Source organism: Ruegeria lacuscaerulensis, from assembly GCF_013033355.1.
Lineage (GTDB): Bacteria > Pseudomonadota > Alphaproteobacteria > Rhodobacterales > Rhodobacteraceae > Ruegeria > Ruegeria lacuscaerulensis_A.
The window spans coordinates 1-17,966 of sequence record NZ_WQDY01000016.1; the positions used below are offsets into that span (position 1 = coordinate 1).

General features: G+C 53.2%; 15 protein-coding genes. 9 read left to right on the forward strand and 6 right to left on the reverse strand.

The genetic code is table 11. The features are described 5' to 3' along the window. Positions 1 to 134: 134 nt before the first annotated feature. Together GOW48_RS20495 and GOW48_RS20500 are read right to left on the reverse strand one after the other, a co-directional pair. On the reverse strand, positions 135 to 527 hold the full coding sequence (locus GOW48_RS20495; RefSeq protein ID WP_170755957.1) for a methylglyoxal synthase: 393 nt from the start codon (positions 525 to 527) through the stop codon (positions 135 to 137). Next, the gene (locus GOW48_RS20500; protein WP_170755958.1) at positions 524 to 1,447 is read right to left on the reverse strand and encodes a GntR family transcriptional regulator; all 924 of its coding nucleotides are present in this window, start codon (positions 1,445 to 1,447) and stop codon (positions 524 to 526) included. The genes GOW48_RS20495 and GOW48_RS20500 overlap by 4 nt, the downstream gene beginning before the upstream one ends. A gap of 390 nt (positions 1,448 to 1,837) precedes the next feature. On the opposite strand from GOW48_RS20500, the gene GOW48_RS20505 reads away from it, so the two are divergent. The 8 genes from GOW48_RS20505 (at position 1,838) to GOW48_RS20540 (ending at position 9,817) form a co-directional block, all read left to right on the forward strand. Then, a complete protein-coding gene (locus tag GOW48_RS20505) occupies positions 1,838 to 2,818 on the forward strand; it encodes a Bug family tripartite tricarboxylate transporter substrate binding protein (RefSeq protein ID WP_170755959.1) in 981 nt (326 codons plus the stop codon). Positions 2,819 to 2,890: 72 nt separating this feature from the next. Beyond that, the gene (locus GOW48_RS20510; protein WP_170755960.1) at positions 2,891 to 3,322 is read left to right on the forward strand and encodes a tripartite tricarboxylate transporter TctB family protein; all 432 of its coding nucleotides are present in this window, start codon (positions 2,891 to 2,893) and stop codon (positions 3,320 to 3,322) included. 9 nt (positions 3,323 to 3,331) lie between these two features. Beyond that, entirely contained in the window at positions 3,332 to 4,876 is a 1,545-nt protein-coding gene (locus tag GOW48_RS20515; protein WP_170755961.1) for a tripartite tricarboxylate transporter permease, read from the forward strand. A gap of 50 nt (positions 4,877 to 4,926) precedes the next feature. Beyond that, positions 4,927 to 6,012, forward strand: a complete 1,086-nt coding sequence (locus GOW48_RS20520) for an isocitrate/isopropylmalate dehydrogenase family protein (RefSeq protein WP_170755962.1) — start codon at positions 4,927 to 4,929, stop codon at positions 6,010 to 6,012. Positions 6,013 to 6,117: 105 nt separating this feature from the next. Continuing rightward, on the forward strand, positions 6,118 to 6,762 hold the full coding sequence (locus tag GOW48_RS20525) for an aspartate/glutamate racemase family protein (protein ID WP_170755963.1): 645 nt from the start codon (positions 6,118 to 6,120) through the stop codon (positions 6,760 to 6,762). Positions 6,763 to 6,772: 10 nt separating this feature from the next. Beyond that, positions 6,773 to 8,050 (forward strand): 3-oxo-tetronate kinase, encoded by a 1,278-nt coding sequence (gene otnK / locus GOW48_RS20530; RefSeq protein WP_170755964.1) that lies wholly within the window; start codon positions 6,773 to 6,775, stop codon positions 8,048 to 8,050. Beyond that, entirely contained in the window at positions 8,047 to 8,688 is a 642-nt protein-coding gene (gene otnC, locus GOW48_RS20535; protein WP_170755965.1) for a 3-oxo-tetronate 4-phosphate decarboxylase, read from the forward strand. Before otnK ends, otnC begins: the two co-directional genes overlap by 4 nt. 628 nt (positions 8,689 to 9,316) lie before the next feature. Next, complete coding sequence (locus tag GOW48_RS20540; protein WP_170755966.1) at positions 9,317 to 9,817, forward strand: hypothetical protein; 501 nt, start codon at positions 9,317 to 9,319, stop codon at positions 9,815 to 9,817. 11 nt (positions 9,818 to 9,828) lie between these two features. Here GOW48_RS20540 and GOW48_RS20545 read toward each other — a convergent pair whose 3' ends face one another. From GOW48_RS20545 to GOW48_RS20555, 3 genes are all read right to left on the reverse strand, one after another. Continuing rightward, positions 9,829 to 12,573: an AsmA family protein gene (locus tag GOW48_RS20545; protein ID WP_170755967.1), complete on the reverse strand. Its 2,745-nt coding sequence runs from the start codon at positions 12,571 to 12,573 to the stop codon at positions 9,829 to 9,831. A gap of 108 nt (positions 12,574 to 12,681) precedes the next feature. Then, positions 12,682 to 13,446 carry a DUF3299 domain-containing protein gene (locus GOW48_RS20550; RefSeq protein WP_170755968.1) on the reverse strand — a complete coding sequence of 255 codons (765 nt, stop codon included), beginning with the start codon at positions 13,444 to 13,446 and terminating at the stop codon, positions 12,682 to 12,684. Positions 13,447 to 13,515: 69 nt separating this feature from the next. After that, complete coding sequence (locus tag GOW48_RS20555) at positions 13,516 to 14,877, reverse strand: metal-dependent hydrolase family protein (protein ID WP_170755969.1); 1,362 nt, start codon at positions 14,875 to 14,877, stop codon at positions 13,516 to 13,518. A gap of 182 nt (positions 14,878 to 15,059) precedes the next feature. Between GOW48_RS20555 and GOW48_RS20560 the strand changes: the two genes are divergently transcribed. Beyond that, a complete protein-coding gene (locus tag GOW48_RS20560; protein ID WP_170755970.1) occupies positions 15,060 to 16,085 on the forward strand; it encodes a helix-turn-helix domain-containing protein in 1,026 nt (341 codons plus the stop codon). Between the two features lie 492 nt (positions 16,086 to 16,577). Here GOW48_RS20560 and GOW48_RS20565 read toward each other — a convergent pair whose 3' ends face one another. Next, positions 16,578 to 17,909 carry a tetratricopeptide repeat protein gene (locus GOW48_RS20565; protein ID WP_170755971.1) on the reverse strand — a complete coding sequence of 444 codons (1,332 nt, stop codon included), beginning with the start codon at positions 17,907 to 17,909 and terminating at the stop codon, positions 16,578 to 16,580. Positions 17,910 to 17,966 lie beyond the last annotated feature (57 nt).

Genomic DNA, 17,966 nt, shown 5'->3' on the forward strand with positions numbered 1-17,966 from the left:
TCTTCAATGAAATCAATGTTGGGAATGCAGCGTTATGAGCGCACCTACAGTCGGTGTAGGCAGAAGGGATAGTCTGTAACGAGCCCCAAAACAGTCACAGTCGTTAGACGAACTATCGTATCGTTTGGACTCTATTAAACCTCGCTGATGACCTTCGACGCAGTCGCTTCGTTGATAGCCAGAACTGTGTTGTACAGCGTGGCCAATCGAAGAAGCGATTTTACGTCCACGTCGTGTGGCAACGCTGACAATGGATCAATGAAAAAGATCAGTGTGTCGAGCTTCCCTTCGGCAATCATAGCGCCGATTTGAGCGTCGCCTCCCAAAGGACCACTTTTGAGACGCGTGATTGAAAGGCCGACTTCATCCGCAATTCGCCCGCCAGTCGTGCCAGTCCCAAAAAGCTTCATTGTGCTCAGTGCGGTTTTGTGGGATTTGGCCCACTCGACCATTGTGTCTTTCATCTGATCATGCGCCACAAGCGCGACTCGTTTACGGCCATTTGGACCGTCGCTCCCATTGCTCATGGTGTTGTTTTCCTCGGGGTTGATGTGTCCGTAGCCCAACTCCATGCTAGCGGAGATTTGCGTTTAAGGGCGCCGCTCAAATGCTGCCGCATTCTGTAGGAGGCATCCACGGTGTTACCGGATTCCAGGAGTGTAAGGATCTCAAGGTGCTCAGTACATTGTTCGATCAGTCGTTGATGGTTCACTTCGGCTCGGTACTCCATGAGGCGTCGCATTCTATTCACGCGTTGGAGTGCCATGAGAAAGAACGGGTTTCCGGACAACTTGATGAGCTCCTCATGGAATAATGCCCCGCTTTCTAGCAGCGCTTCTCCATTTACGGCGTCCATATCCATATCAAGCATTCCCTGCTGAATGCGCCGCTGTTCCTCCAGGACTTTGTGATCGAGTTCAAACGAGGGCTCCAGCATGGCGGCTGGCTCTATCGCCATTCTGAACCGGTAAATCTCATCAAATGCCTCGGGCGTTTTTGCGACCGGAAGAAACCGCCAGCCGTAGCCTTCTTTGCGTTCAGCCCAGCCTTCTCGAGAAGCGCGGATCAACAGTTCTCCGACCTTAGCTTTAGTCCAGCCGTACTTCTGCTTTAAGAACTGCTCAGTAACTTCTTCTGGAATTTCATTTGTTAGCCAATCGTTTGCAAGCAGTTGGTATTCGTCTAGCTCGCTCGGGTCGACAGAATCCAGGTTTTCTTTAATGGCTGGAGGCAACTTGTCGGCCACAAAGTACCCGCGGTTTTCCAGGCGGATGAGAACATCTTTTTCCTCTAAGGATATCAGCGCCTCGCGCACTGGGGTTCTGGATACGCCATACCTGTCGGCGACTTGCTGAGCGCTTATGTGCTGGCCACCTTCAAGTGTACCCACAACGATATCATGCAAGAGACGGTTTGATATCTTCTTTGACAATTCGCTGGCTCGCATCGGTATGCCTGACTCCTCTTGCCGCTCTCACCTACGTAGATTGCATCTGACGGCCAGCATACAACCAAATTTTAGGTTTTCTACACGTAAAAAGCCAAAGGCAGGTGAATTCCACACTGCTGAGACGATGATGTTTGCGTGAATTAGATTGGTTTTTTGAGCTTTTCAGCGAAGCCGTTTCCTTTCTAGTGAGCGCCAAGATCTGTAATATAATATATAAAACAAATAGTTAAATTATATCTGGGGATAGCACGTTTAGCTATTTTGGTTTTTCCGGCAGAAAAAAGCAAAATAAAATTGGCTTTTTGAGCAGCAATATGCAATCAAAAGAGCCAGTGCGGGATTCGCGCTGAAAAACACTTGGAAAACTGGGGAGGATTACCCGTGTTCATGAAATTTACTCGCATCGGCGTCATTGTTGCCGCGGCAACCGTTGCCGGCGTGACTGGCGCGTCCGCCGAATTCAAAGCTGAAAGCCCGCAATGCATTGCGCCCTCAAATCCCGGTGGTGGATGGGACTTCATCTGTCGCACAACGGCAAAGTATCTTTTCGATCTCGGGATCATCGAAGACTCGATGCAGGTTACCAATATGAGTGGTGGCGGCGGCGGAGTTGCGTTCGCGCATGTCACGAAAGAGCGCAACGAAGACAACAACCTTATCGTTGCGGCTTCTATGAGTACCAGCGCTCGAATTGCGCAGGGCATTTACGAAGGCGCCCAACAGGATGACGTGCACTTTCTTGCCACTTTCGGAGCTGAATATGGAGCCATCGCTGTTCCCGCAGACTCCAAGTACACCTCTCTTTCTCAGATGATAGAGGACATTGTCGCTGATCCAAAATCAGTTGGGATCGCGGGTGGTTCGTCTGTGGGCAGTTTTGACCACATCAAGCCCATGTTGGTCGCCCGCGAAGCTGGCCTCGAAGATGTTACCCAGATGAAATATGTATCGTTCGATGGTGGCGGTGAAGCCATGACCGGCCTGCTTTCTGGTTCGGTCGAGGCGCTGTCTGGAGATTTCTCCGAGATGCTGGGCTTCCTGGAGTCGGGTGATATCCGGGTAATCTCGATCCTGGCTCCTGAGCGTCTGAAGAACTATCCGGATATTCCTACTGCAAAGGAGGAAGGCTTCGACGTCGTTGGCGCGAACTGGCGCGGCCTTTACATGCCGGCTGGTGCAACTGACGAAGCTAAAGAGTTCTGGAAGAACGCGATCATTACGCTGACCGAGGATCCTGGGTTCCAGGCAGAGCTCGAAGCAGCTGCTATTGAGCCGTTCAACAACTTTGGCGACGACATGTACACCTTTGTTGAGGGCAGTATTGCGGACGTGACCAAGCTCTCGAAAGAGATCGGTATCATCCAATAAATGTCATGCGTGCCCAACCGGTCGAATCTGGTTGGGCACCTAAAATAAATTCCGGAAATCTGGGAGGAAACTATGAGTGACCGCATCTTCGGCGGTTTCGGGCTGGCCCTTGCGATATTCTATATTTGGGCCGCATCGATCATCAAAGACAGTTTCATGGTCGATGTCGTGGGTCCGCGCGCCTTTCCTTACATCGTGGGCACCGTGTTAGGCCTTACGTCGCTCTACTTCATAATCCGCCCGGATGAAGAGCCAAAATGGCCAGGGTTGCGCGACTTTGCCGAGATGTTGTTCGCCACTGCTGTGATGTTTCTGTACGCATGGTCTCTTTCCGAGATTGGGTTTGTTATCGCGACAACCTTTGCAACTGCCTACCTAACCTGGCGACTGGGAACCACTCCGCTTTGGTCGTTCGTCGTAGGCCTGCTGACAGCCATCGGTATCTACGTCGTTTTTCACCTAATCCTAGGCCTTGCTTTGGCCGAAGGACCATTGGGGTTCTGAGGGGGCGCTATGGAAACGCTTGCACTTCTTGTTGATGGATTCTCGGTTGCGTTGTCACCGCAAAATCTGTTCCTTGCTGTCGTTGGATGCTTCCTCGGCACTTTGATGGGAGCATTGCCTGGCTTGGGCCCGGCAAATGGGGTCGCGATCCTCATTCCGATTGCCTTCTCGCTCGGTCTTGGGCCCATCCCATCTCTCATCTTGCTTACAAGTGTCTACTACGGCGCCATGTACGGAGGTCGAATTAGTTCGATCTTGCTAAACATCCCGGGCGATGAACCCGCGATGATGACGTGCCTCGATGGATATCCGATGGCAAAGAACGGTCAGGCCGGCGAAGCCTTGTCTTTAGGGGGCATCGCATCTTTCTTTGGGGCGTTTGTCGCAACAATTGGTCTGGTGATTTTGGCACCGCAGTTGGTCAAAATCGCGCTGCTTTTCGGACCAGCTGAGTACTTTGTCCTCTTTACAGTCGCATTTGCGACACTGGGTGGTGTGTCCTCTACGAACCAAGCCAAATCTGCTTTCGCAGCTGCACTAGGGCTGGGTATCGCGATGATTGGCAGTGATAGCCAAACAGGGTCGCAGCGTTTCACCTTTGGTGAAATCCACCTCTTCGATGGAATCGACTTCTTGATCGCTATCGTTGGCTTGTTCGCCTTGAGTGAAGTGTTGATTTTTCTCGAACATCACCGTGGCGGTGCCGTTGGATCAGCTGGCGCGACAAAGGTTGGACGCATCTTGCCTGACTTCGGCATGATCAAACGTTGCATGCCTTCAATCGCTCGCGGCACTGGTCTTGGTTTCTTCTCAGGCGTCTTGCCAGGTGCCGGAGCATCGCTGGGGTCATTCCTTGCGTACTCACTGGAGAAACAAAGCGTCGACCGGGATGGGAAATCCTTTGGAAAGGGCGATCCACGCGGTGTTGCAGCTCCGGAGGCAGGCAATAATGCGGCCGCTGGAGGCGCGTTGGTGCCGATGCTTTCGTTGGGCGTACCGGGCTCGGGGACGACCGCCGTTCTGTTGGCTGTTTTATTGCAACTTAACATTACCCCGGGACCACTGCTCTTCACAAAGAATCCGGACGTGGTGTGGGGGTTGATCGCGGCCTTGTTCATCGGCAACATCATTCTGCTTTTGATGAACGTTCCGTTGGTCGGGTTGTTCACGCGCGTGTTGCTGGTGCCGACGCGCATTCTGATGCCTGTCGTCGCAATGATCTCGTTCGTTGGGATTTACTCGATAACGGGCTCCACCTTCGATGTAATGCTCATGGTTGGTTTCGGTTTTGCAGGCTGGCTTCTACGCAAACTCGACGTGCCGCTGGTGCCAGTCATCTTGGGCATCCTTCTTGGCAACCAAATGGAAGTGAACCTTCGCCGCGCAATGACGATTTCAGACGGGGATTGGTTGGCGCTAGTGGGAAGTCCCTTGGCAATAATCCTCTGGCTCATCGCAATCGCCGGTTTCGTGTTGCCCATGTTTGTTGGCCGTCGGGTTAAGGACCGCATGGATGCGCAGCGCCATGACGAAGAGGCATCGGTCGGGGATTAAACCCACCGGATTTCAAGAATGACTGGCTTCGGCCAACAAGGAGACAAAAGATGCGTATCATGACATTGCCCTGCGATGGCATCGGACCTGAAATCATGGCGGCGACTTTGGAAGTCGTTGAGGCCGCCAACAAGAAGTACGATCTGGGGTTAACGTTTGAAGAAGAAGAGGCCGGTTTTACCAGTCTCAGGAACCACGGTATCACTCTGCGTGACGACGTGTTGGAACGTGCACGAACTGAGTTCGATGGAGTCATTTTAGGGACGCAGTCCCATATGGACTACCCGCCAGTCGTTGAAGGTGGTCGCAACGTTTCGGCCGGGTTCCGTATCGGCCTCGATCTTTATGCGAATGTGCGGCCGGCCCGGAGCCGTGACTTTATACCGAACAAAGCGCCTGGGATGGATCTTGTGATCATGCGTGAGGCGACAGAGGGATTCTATCCTGACCGCAACATGTACAAGGGCGTCGGAGAAATGATGCCCGATCCGAACATGGCGTTGTCGGTTCGCAAAATTACGCGACACGGATCAATGCGGATTTGCAGAGAGGCTTTCAAACTGGCCATGCAACGGAAGAAGAAAGTCGCCGCGATACACAAGGCCAACTCTTTTCTCATGACCGACGGCCTGTTTCTGGAATGTTTCCGCGAGGTGGCGAAGGACTACCCTGAAGTCGAAACCGAAGAGTTGATTGTCGACGCATTTGCAGCGCTGCTGGTTCGAAAACCGCACGAATATGATGTTATCGTCGCGACTAACTTCTACGGCGATATTCTCTCGGACCTTGCCTCTGAACTTTCAGGGTCTTTGGGGCTCGCTGGGTCGATCAATGCAAACGCTGAAACGGGCTTATGCTGCGCACAAGCACAGCACGGTTCTGCCCCGGACATCCAAGGGCAAAACGTTGCGAACCCGACATCACTTATTCTCTCCGCCGCTATGATGCTCATCTGGCTCGGCGAGCAGAAGGGTAGTCCGAAGCTTATGGAGGCTGGGCGAGCCATTGCGGATGCAGTTGATGCCGTCATGGATGATCCTGCAAAGCGCACCCGTGACCTTGGTGGCACCGTAAACACCGACATCTTCGGGACGCTTGTGGCCGAAATGGTCTCCAAGGAAACGATCCCGGCGTGATTGGATCTCCCGGTGGGCAAACGTGCCCACATCAACTGGTGGCGTCGCTCCTTGCGGCGTCACCCGTCTTGAGCTGGAGCAATTATGAGAAGACCAAGACTAGCGTTGATCCATGCCACCCGCGTCGCGATTGATCCAATCGAAGTTGCGGCACGCGAGCACTGGCCGGAAGCAGAAACCATTTCGATCCTAGAAGAAGGGTTGTCTTTAGACAGGTCTAAGCAAGTCGAATTGTCCGCCGATCTTTTCCGGCGCATCGTAGACCTTTGCCGGTATGCGGAAGGCGCTGACGCCGATGGTGTACTGTTCACGTGCTCAGCATTCGGAGCCGCAATCGAAAGAGCAGATTTCGAGGCGCTCATCCCAGTCATGAAGCCGAATGAAGCGATGTTCGATGCGGCTTTCTCATACGGTGATCGCATCGCAATGGTTTATACTTTTCCTCCAGCAGCGGCAGGTATGGAAGAGGAATTTCTAGATGCTGCTAGGGCGCGCGGCAGCAATGCGGAGATTACGTCATACTATTGCTCTGGCGCGTTGGCTGCAAAGCAAGCGGGTGATGATGAAAAACACAATCGCCTGATTGCGGAAACCGCATCAAGTATCGACGACGCGGACGTTATTCTTCTAGCCCAGTTTTCGATGTCTGACGCCGTTGAGGATGTCCGTAAGACAGTACAGATTCCAGTGTTGACCAGTCCACAGGCGGCGATTCACGAAATCCGACGGCGCGTCGAAGGCAATCAGTGAGGGAGGTTCAATGCTAGTCGGTGTCATAGCGGACGATTTTACCGGTGCGAGTGATATTGCGAACACCTTGGCGAAGGGCGTTGAGCCGGAAGGTGGGTTACGAACCGCGCAGTTCCCGGGTGTTCCAACGACCCCAGCCGACGAGGAGATCGAAGCGGGTGTGATCTCACTCAAGAGCCGCACCGCACCGACTGAGGAAGCGGTAGCGGACAGTTTGCGCGCTCTGCGGTGGCTTAAGGATCAAGGATGCAAGCAGTTCATCTTCAAGTATTGCTCCACCTTCGATTCCACTAAGGAAGGAAACATCGGCCCCGTTGCGGAAGCACTGGCCAACGAACTGGGCGCGCAAAAAGTGATTTTCAGCCCGGCCTTTCCGACCACGGGTCGCACCGTCTATCACGGTCATCTTTTTGTGCTCGGCAAGCCGTTGAACGAGTCCGGGATGGAAAACCACCCACTTACTCCGATGACGGATGCGAACCTCAAGCGATGGTTGCAGCATCAGACCGAAGAAGCCGTTGGGCTGGTGTCAATTGACGCCGTGAAGCAAGGTTCAAAGGCGATTGCTGATGCGTTGCATAACGCAAACGAACGCTTTGTAATCGGTGATGCGATTTCGGATGAAGATTTGCTGGCCTGGGGCGAGGCGCTGAAGGATGCCAAGCTCATTACCGGGGGATCCGGGATAGCATTGGGTCTACCCAGAAACTTCGTCAGAAAAGCTTCCTCCAAAAGAGGTGGCAGTGCGTTCACTGGTATCGCAGGGCCTGCCGCGATACTTGCTGGGTCTTGCTCGGGAGCGACCCGAGGGCAGATTGATGTTCACGCGAAGTCCAATCCGACGTTCGCCATCGATGTTCCGGGTGTCATGTCCGGGGATGTGACCACGCAAACGCTTCTGGATTTCTTTGAAAAGCATCCGGGTCAGGCACCGCTCGCATATTCATCGGGAAGCCCGGATGATGTGCGTGCTATACAAGGTCAATTCGGTCAGGAAGCTGTAGCGGACAGGCTGGACAATCTCTTTGCAGATACCGCGCGAGAGCTTGTTCAGAAGAGCTACAAGCGATTGGTGGTGGCAGGAGGGGAGACCTCGGGAGCTGTTGCCAAAGCCGTCTCTGAGGCACTGGGATCCCCGGCCATGTCAATTGGGCCAGAGATCGACCCGGGCGTACCAGTCTTGAGCGTTGGGAAAACTGAACCCATTGCGCTGGCTCTAAAGTCTGGAAACTTTGGCGCTCCGAACTTTTTCGCGAAGGCCCTAAGAATGATGGAGGCCAGCAAATGAGTTCTCAAGAATTGGCTTTACGACAGCAGATGTCGGAACTGTGTGCTTCGCTGTTTGAGCGTGGCTTTTCCGTCGGCACTGCGGGCAATGTCTCCGCACGTCTTGATGACGGAATCCTCATGACGCCAACCAATTCCAACTTGGGTGATATCGACCCAGAGCGTATTGCTAAGATTGATTTGGATGGCATCCACGTATCCGGCGACAAGCCGACCAAGGAAGTTTTTCTACATCAAGCCTTCTATGAGACAAGACCTGAGGCTGGCGCCGTGGTGCATCTGCATTCGACCTGGGCCACTGCACTGTCGTGTCTGGAAGAAACCGATCCAGACGACTGTATTCCACCGCTGACACCATACGTGGTGATGCGCGTCGGCACGGTCAAACTGGTTCCATACGCTAAGCCTGGCGACCCGAAGTCCGGTGATTTGATCCGCGAACTGGGCGGCAAGTATAGTGCGGTTCTATTGGCCAATCACGGACCCGTTGTCTCGGGAAAGGACCTGTTCTCAGCGGTCTGTGCAGCTGAAGAGTTGGAAGAAACAGCCAAGTTGCTCGTGGCACTGCGAGGTATGCCAACCCGGATGTTGGATGAAGCACAAGTCGCAGAACTCAAAGAGACTTTCGGAAGGATTTAATTCGACACCGAAATGGGGGCGTGCAAACTTTTGGGAAAATCGTGCAAAACTATGCGCAAATACGGCGCAAAGTTATGGGCAAGCACACTTGAATTTGATGAACGAAATCAATGGCAGGAGCGCAGCGTTATGAGCGCGCCTACAAGCAGTGTAGGCGCGCTCATAGTATTTCGCGCACCTCATAAGTTTGCGTATTTTGCCAATAGTTTATCATCTTCATGTCTGACATCGCCCTCGCGACAAAGCTTTTGATTGGGTAAACTGCGCAATACGTCAAAGTTCACCGACTACTCGGCCAGGGAAATTTCGTGGTTGCTTTTAGCCATGTAAAACAAGACGAGGACGATTGGGCCGTCTTTGACTTGTTCCGGCTGGAGGGTGGAAAGATCGTCGAACATTTGATGTTCAGGACCAGATCGGCCCGAAAGAGACCTGTAACAACTCTGGCAAATTCTAGGGGAGTAGAGTGTTACAGCCTATCTGGCGGAGGCCGATGATGATTTCTTTCTCAGGCAAACGCGCGTTGATGCCGGGTCAACATTCCAGAAATCGAATGGTTGTCTTTGACTGAACCAGCGCGATAGTCTGATTGCATCTAAGGATTGGCGGAACATGTGTGGAGCTTTGAATGAACAGGTTGGTGTTATCAGCAATGGCATTGATCTCCACTGGCGCGGTGTGGGCCGCCGGTATGGAACGGTGGGGTGAATCCGGCGACTGGACAATTCTGATTGATGCCGAAAAGGGCAATGGCTGTCTTGCGTGGAAGCCCTTTGAAAATGACATGACCGTTGAAATCGGCGCAGCACCTAATCAGGACGGCGGCTTTTTTGCCGCTTTTAATCCAGCCTGGGTGCAAATCGAAGAAGGTGCGACCGGGATCGTACAGTTCGATTTTGGTGATGCGAGATTCGAAGGCGAAGCGGTGGGTGTCTACAAGAATGGCGTGCCCGGTGGTTACGCCTTTTTCGACAACCCGGCATTTGTAACCGAGTTTGGAAAACGCCAAAGCGTCACGATTATTGGCGAAAGCGGGGCCGAGGTTGAACTCGATCTCAGCGGGTCTGCCAAAGCCATTGAGGCCGTTCTGACGTGTCAGGCCGAACAGCCGGAACCACTAAAGAACTAGGTCGCGTCAGATCACTGCAATTGGTTGATATCAGGCACGCAGGGTTGCCTGTCGACAGGCATAGCATCTGCGCCGTCTGGAGCCTTGTTTCTGGACCCGCCTACATCCAGCTTGAACTTTGGCGACGAAAGTTGGCCAGTCACATCAAAGGGCCAAGCGCTTCTGGATAAGGGTTTGCCAACGCGCCGCGGCTCAGCTCTGATCGCAATGCTGTCGTTCAGCCAGTCCACTTGTCCTCTGGCCACCAATTGAACCGATCCCGTTTCAATGACGATAGAGTTTGAACTGACTCGCCCGACTTGGATATTAACCGGGGCAACCACGCAAGTGATGTCGGTGTAGCCTTGTCTGAACTCCTCTGAAAACAGCCAGGGGAAAATTCCCAGCCCCGCCAGCTCCAATAGGCTGGTGCTGATATAGCCCTGCGACATCGACAAAGACGCGTTGCCGCGCATCGAGTTGATGAAGGCTTTGCCAGAGCTGGTGCTGCCAGAAACGTTGAACTCTCCGCTCAAACGGCCATAGGCATCAATACCGATTCCCAATTCATCAAGGATCTCCCCGAATTCCCATCCCGAGGTTGATCCCGACAATGAAAGCCAATCGGGTGAATCAATCAGATCCATGACCGCCCGAAGGCTGAAGTTTCCGCCACCGTAAGCCATCTGAAGGGGGCCGAAATCCACAGTTCCTTCTTTTGCTGACAATTGGCTTGAAACAGACGTTACACCTTGCTGGCCTACAATCTCTTTGAATTCGATCTGTACCTCGACGTCAGCTTCGCGTAGCACGCGCTGCACATCCAGAAGATCGGCAGGTTTCCCTTTTTCCTTTGGCAATACCAAGGGCTGCACGTCTGTCTCCTTCGGTAAAACTAAAGGTTGCACTTCGGCTTCAGGTTCTTTTGACGTCTCCCCTACCAGACTTTTCAGTTGGTTCAGCACGGCAGTCAGGTTCTTCAGGTCGTTGAGATCGAGCTTTTCGCTCGTGATGTTGCCCCGAACAACAGAAGTGCCCTCGGGGAAATTTGCGTTCAAAGTCGCAAGGAGATGCGAAGACCCGGCTTCGAACTGGATTGCGGCATCAAAGTCCTCGCCCTGTTTGGAGGTTTCAGCATCGATAGCTAGTGCCCCGAGCTCGACAGGTTGTAGATTAACTGCTGTCAGAAACTCGACGCTGTCGTCGACATCCAATTCTACATCAAAATCGAGACCGGCCAGCCCTTTTAGCTCGTTGACGGATAGTGCAAGATCAAGCGCCCATAGATCGGTGTCGTAAGTGGTCGCGTTAAACCTGTTGAGAGAAACCGACCCGCCCGCATTGGATACGTTGAAGTCGGCTTTGATGCCGCCGAATTGGTCAACGTAGTCTTTATCGAGGTTGGGCAAAATCAACTTGGCGGGCCCGTTTAGCTCCCCATCGAAAGTCACGTCCTGAAGCTGAAGCAGATCGAGGATTTCACCTTCGGCTTTCAGGACAGGCTCTTCAATTGGACCGGCTTGTAGCGCAATGCCCAGCATGGCGAGCCGTCCGTCTGGCATGCGGCGAATACTTTCGATTGAGGCTGGGCCGATTACGTCCAGCCCTTGGTCAAATGCATTGGTTTGGAACAGCAACTTCTCGAATTCGAAGGAAGCCAGAGATCCGACCATGTGCATTTCAAAGCCGGTGAATTTCAGCTCTTGGATACGTTTTGCTGCAGGCGGCGGCTGTCCTTCGGGATGAAGCCGTGCGTTGAAAAACAGATCGACGCCTTGCGCGGTGTAGAGGTCATCTATTGCGCCCTCAGCTTCGAGCTTCTGCCCATCTTCCAGGCTGACGGTGGTTTTAAACGCCTCGATCTTCAGAGCGTCCTGAGACACAAGCTCTGCTTGCAGCTGACCATTGCCTTCCAGAACGCGTTCCAATCCTATGACATCTAGAAAGTCACCGAATTCTCCGGTGTCCATCTCCAATACAGCCCGATAGCCGCCCCCTTCGTCTGCCGATAAGGGCTCGCCATCGTAGCTGACGGTTATTTCTCCGAAATTGGCCCGTGTTGTAAACGGTGCGTCATGGGGGTAGTCGCCTTCGATTTCGAAGCCTTGACCGTTGACGGAGCCGGAACCAGAGACCTTTGTTCTTTGTCCATTATCTACTTGTTCGAGCGCGAGTGACTGAAGGTCAAACACAAATGAGAAGCCCGAGACCTTGTCGTCGATGTTTAACCCGATTGATGTGAAGCTGACGTTCTTGTCGCTCAGGAAGTTCAGGATTCCGCTGCCTTCTGTGTCGTTCTCATTGGTACTATCAGCGCTAGCGACGTCTTTTGGACCACCCGCTGATACAGTTTCCTTGGACACTGGTTTGGGTGTTGGCCTGTCTTTTCGCCAGCTTGTGGTGCCGTTTTCGGCCGTAAGAATATTTGCTTGGAGGCCCTCCACGACGAGATTGTCAAAATGCAGACGCCCGTTGGTCAAGGCGATAATATCCAACTCCAGTTCTAACAGGTTCAATTCTACAAGAGGTGACTCCGGCATTGTCAGGCTCGGGATAACCACCCCGCCGACGTAGATGTGACTAACGCGCCCAAGCGCGACGCTTACATCATCGTTCACTAGAAGGGGCCGACCAATTTGTTCTGAAAGAACTTTTTCTACAAGGTCGCGCCGCATGTCCGAGAACATCGGAGCCGCAAGCAACAACCAAACGAATGCGACCGTTGTGAAAGCGAGAATTGCGACAAGCCCAATTATTCTAATAAGCCAAACCTTCATGCGCTCCCCTATCGCCGCTTTCGCCGTTCAGTCTTTCACGAGCAGCAATTTAGCCCACCAGCTTGAACGCTCGTTCTGAAACATATTCTGATCAATTGGTTCGTGTCACTAATCGTCTCTAGTAGCCCCGCCAGTCGCCTTGATCCTTCCCATCAATACTCGTTCCCTATTGGTTGAAGCCTCTTCGGAAGTCTGGATTGGTCCAAAAGTCTGAACGTCATCGACCTTCATAGTGAACGCAGCCTTCATGAGGACAGTACCATCAACAACCAGCATTTCCTTCTGCGTCGGCTCGATCCTGATTTGACCAGTCACAACGATGGGTTCGTAGACTGTCGATGGCGTCCATGAATCGCTTAGGTGCAAACGCACCATCTGGTTCGGAGTTGGAGGTGGTACGTGGCTGCACATTCCACGTTCCGGCACGATATATGCCATTTGGGAACCATCTTCGTCGCGGGGTGCCGGGATCACAAACCCGCCCAATGAAACGATCATGCCGTCGATGTCGATGTTAGCGGCCGTGCCCGCCTTCTCACGTCTTTCCATCACAATCCAGCGTTGGGAAATCAGCCAGTTCGCATCAACGCGTTCCTCAGCAAGAGTTGCTTCGGTCGCCTCGATATCCACTTGAAGCTGGTCCAACAGCTCTGGCGACGACCCGCCTTTTTCTTGCTGCGCGCGCAACCGGACCAATTTTCGAAGCGTGTTAAGCTGTTTGCCCGTCAATTCGACGAATGGATCTTCGTAGTTCTGAGCAGTTTCATCGATCAAGTCAGCCCATTCGATACGTGTAACTTCTGAGTGAACCGGCAAAGCCAAGAAAAATGCGAGAACTGTTGGAACAAGTGTCAGTTTGGCTCGAATTCTCATTTTGAGAAGTTCCCATTTGTAGAGCTAGGGATGCGCGGGGTGCCGAGGTAAATTCACCCCGCGCGACACTCAATCGAGTGTATTCTTGTAGATCACACCATCTTTCATGATCAGGTCGATGTTGTTGGTGTAGTCGACCAGGATCTCGGCATCCTCGACCGGGTTTCCCTCGACCAGCAGCAGATCGGCGTATGCGCCCTGTTCGATCACGCCCAGCGGACCTGCTTGATAGGGGTTGAGTTTTCCTGACAGTGCCAGAAGTGCGGCCGATTTTGACGTGGCTTGTTGCAGGATTTCGTACGAAGTCCACGCCTCCAGCCGGTATTTGAACTCATCATTCTGCTTGGTCAGAGCCACCGGGTCGCCGATGATATCGGTCGAGAATGCGACGTTTTCGATCTCGTATTCTTTCAACAATTTCATCTGATTGCGCGCACCGGCCTGAACATCAAGAAACTTGGGCGCTGCAGCGGGGCCAAGCGCCTTTTTGACAACTTCCTCGTCAAGCCCAAGCAGAGAATAGAACGGGACAATCCAGGCGCCAGACTCCTTGATGGCTTGCGCCGATACTTCAGTCATCAGTTGCCCATGTTCTATGCTGATGACGCCCGCTTCCAGTGACCGCAGGATCGAGTCGTCGTTATAGGCGTGGACCATGACATAGGTCCCCCAATCAGCCGCCGCGCGAACCGAAGCCTCTAACTCTTCTGGCAATCCTTGAACGGTGTGCAACGGATCAACCGAAGATGACACACCACCGCCTGCCATTACCTTGATCTGCACCGCGCCCATGCGCAGTGCTTCTCGCGTTGCCCGCAGTACTTCGGGCACGCCATCGGCCAGGAACTCGACGTGCTGGTTAAAGAAAGACGGCTGCGCCCCCATGAAGTTCGGGTGGGGTTCGGTGTAGACCCGGTGCTCGCCATGTCCGGAAGTCTGCGAAATGACTGGCCCTGATGCATAAATCCTTGGCCCCACGGCCTTACCGCGGTCTATAGCTTTTTGCAGACCAATTGCCGGGCCGCCCGCGTCCCGAACGGTTGTGAACCCACGCAGCAGCATTTTCTCGGCTTCAATTGTGGAAACCGCGCCCCAGTACATCCAGTCAAAGTTGTCCCTCAAATCTGCGACGGGCTCGGTGATTGCCATATGCACGTGAGCATCGATCAAGCCCGGCATCAGTGTTCGACCTCCGCCGTCAATGATCTGAGCATTGGCGACGACCAACGGTTCTGACGACACTTCTGCGATCAGGTTGTCCACGACCAGAACGTTTGCGTTCTCAATTCGCTGTTCATCAACGCCGTTAAACACGTGGATGTTGGTAAAGAGGATCGGAAAGCTCTCTTCCTGCGCCAAACCTGGGCCCGCGATTGCCAGGCTTGCAGAAAAGGCTGTCGTGGCCACCATGCGTTTGAGTTTCGGCGTCATCGAAGTTCTCCAAATGCGAATCACAGATGTATATTTCTGAATGTGATTTTAGAGTGATCGCCGAATATTGTCTGACAGTATGGCAGATTTCACCAAACTGATTTGGCATTCTGCCAGCTTTTGGCGCCTTTTTGTGTGTTTACTGTCTTTCTGTCGTTACCTTCATGATATTTGAGGGCGACATGGACGCATTTGACCAAAACACAAAGAAGGCCTTGCCGTTGGTTCGGGCATCGGTTGCTGCACCCGTGGTAGCTGCTTTACGTGGTGCCGGTGTTGAACCGTCCTTCGTTCTAGACCCTCTGGGCGTAAGCGAATCCCAAGTGATGGATCGCCAGAATTTCTTGCCACACGAGACGATTTATAAAATCCATCAGGCCGCCGCTGACGCAACATCGCCGGACTTCTGCGCGCAAGTTGGTCAATCAATCGACCTTGTTCGGTTTCTTCCTCTAGGTGACATGTTGGCCGAGGCGTTGACGCTGGGCGACTTCTTTACGCGCTACACTCAAGCCGTCTCGAAAGAATCCAACGCTGTCACGCAATCGCTGCTAGTGGAAGGCGAGCATGCTTATTTCAGTGCCAAGCGGAACTTCAACATTTCGGTTTCCCCCGGACAGACCGACGCATTTCTGGCGAGCATTTGGATATCACTACTGCACCGGGTTATAGATTTCAGGTGGGATCCGAGCCAAATCATTTTACGGGTAAGCGAACCAGACGTGCTACCTAGGCACTTTCATGGTGTTCAAGCCATCAAGTGCAGCCCACAGGGATTTTCGATCAGGTTTCCCTCAATCTGGCTGAGCCATCAGTTGCTATCGGAAACACTGGAAAACCCGTCAGACCAGACAGGCGCTACCCCCGAGCAGCATGCGCCTCAAGATTTCTTAACCGGGCTTCAGGGCCTGATCCGAATTCATCTTGGCGAACCAGGATTTGGTGTAAACGAACTGGCGCGCCTGTGCGGTTTCCACCGGGAGACATTGAACAATCGGCTGGCCCCTTACGGGCAATCGGCCTCTCAGGTCATATCTGGCGTCAAACTGGAAGAAGCAAAGAAGCTGCTGGGTCCAGCAGGAAAGTCCGTTAGTGAGACCGCACTGCGGCTTGGCTACGCAGACCCCACTGCGTTTTCGAGGGCCTTCCGAAAATGGTCAGGAATGTCACCGTCAGCTTATAGAAATTTGGTGAAGGGGCGGGCCTGACCATCTCGGTGCCAATGTCGATCGAGGTTTTTGTGCTCACCACAAGATTGCACCAACTAGTGGTTTTAAATGCTCGGCAGGAAGATCGCTGAACTAATCCCAAGTAATTGTCAGTGACCTTGCATCCTTCTTGTTGGGCTTGAATTTCGTTCATCGAAGTGCACTTTTGATTGGAAAATAACGATTTTATTTGAGTGGTTTGCACGACGCCGTCGACATCCCAGCGTCCTGTTCTTTGATCATGCCGACGATTTGCGGTTCCGTGAAATAGCTCTTTCGCATCCGTTTGATTCTTCAAAAGGTTGAGCAAACTCTACATTAGAACGAGGGACGATTAGGGTGGCAGATCACCAGGGGCACAGCTTTGCTGCGGCTGACTTGTCATGCCATCAGCAGCGAACGGCATTGAACGAGTATCCAAGCGACTTGGCTCCCTTTCCCGCCCAATATTTTACCATGGCTACATTCGCTTGAATGTTTAGGGCTCAGCCGTCAGCCTTTTGGCTCCCAACCAGCGTCTTTCATTGCCCGCCCGAGTTCCTCGCCGTGTTTGGGATCAGCGAACAGTTTTTGAAAAAGTAAATCAACGCGACTTTCGGGCCATTCGCGCGAAAGTTTTTTTGACAGGGTCTGCGCTTCGGCGACGTTGCCCAGCATCTGATGTGCCGCCATCAAGTAAGCGACCGAGACGGGCCCAACCGGGCCTCCTTTTTCGGCCACGTGTTCGAAGGTGGATACTGTGCCTTTGTAATCCTTGAGGTGGAACTTTGCAGACCCCATCGCATTTTGAAACACGTATCCCCTCTCTAGATCGATTTTCGAGAGCGCCTCTTTGCTGATGGAAACAACGTGCTCAAATGAGCCCGAATAGAGAAGGATCAGCGAGACGAATTCCAGCACGTGCACATCATTCGGGGCCAAGCGGCGCGCTCTCTCCGCAAAGTTCTTGGCTTCTGGCCAATTGCCTTTAGCGAATTCAACCCACGCCTTGGCAGCTTGGCTCCAACCTGTTTCAGGTGCCTGCTCGAGCGCCATTAGGGACTGACTGTCTGCGTAGGCAAGCATGTCGCGGGTCAGGTCCGGATCCGGTGTAACCACTGCCATTGTCGCGGCGACCTGGGCAGCTCCGGCATATCCGCCGAAATAACTGGGGTCATTCTTGATTGCACCTTCGAACATGATCAGAGCGGCATTCAACCGTGCAGGCTCCAGGGCAGGAAAAATCAGATCCCGACCTGAATTGGCGAGGTTTACAGCTTCAAGCCGCATTGGGGATGCATCGAAAATGGCGCTGCGCTCATCTGGGCTAAGGCCATCCAGCATTGATTGACCCGGCGCGTCCCTTTTGGGCGATGTCAGCATAAGTACCGTAGCGAACCCGACTAGAACGACAATCCCTGCTGCGCCAATGGCCGGACGATGCCATGCGCGGGCCTTGATATGCGGCGCCACTGGACTGTCAGGCATGCCCCCGCTGGGTACCCTTACTGTTATCTGAGGCGCATACCCCCCCTTGGGTAAGTCGAACAGTGTGTCCTCATTCCGGCCAGCGTCGGCATAGTACTCTGACAGCTTGCGCCTCAGGCGACCGGCGTCCACGCGTACAACGTTTTCACGGCGCGCCATCTCGGACATCGTTCCCCCATACACATCCATAGCGATGGTCTTCGCCCGGATATCATCGGCTCTGCCCCTCAGAGACTCTTCGACCACATAGATCAGAAAGTCCTGTAGTCGCTGCGAACCCGCAAAGGTGGAAGATTTGACAAGTCGCTGCAGCGCCGCCCGCACATCTTTGGCGTCCGGCGTCTGGTCCTTATTCACAGTCGGTGATGTATTTCCAGATATCTTCATTATTACAGCAGGTTGGACCTATGATTA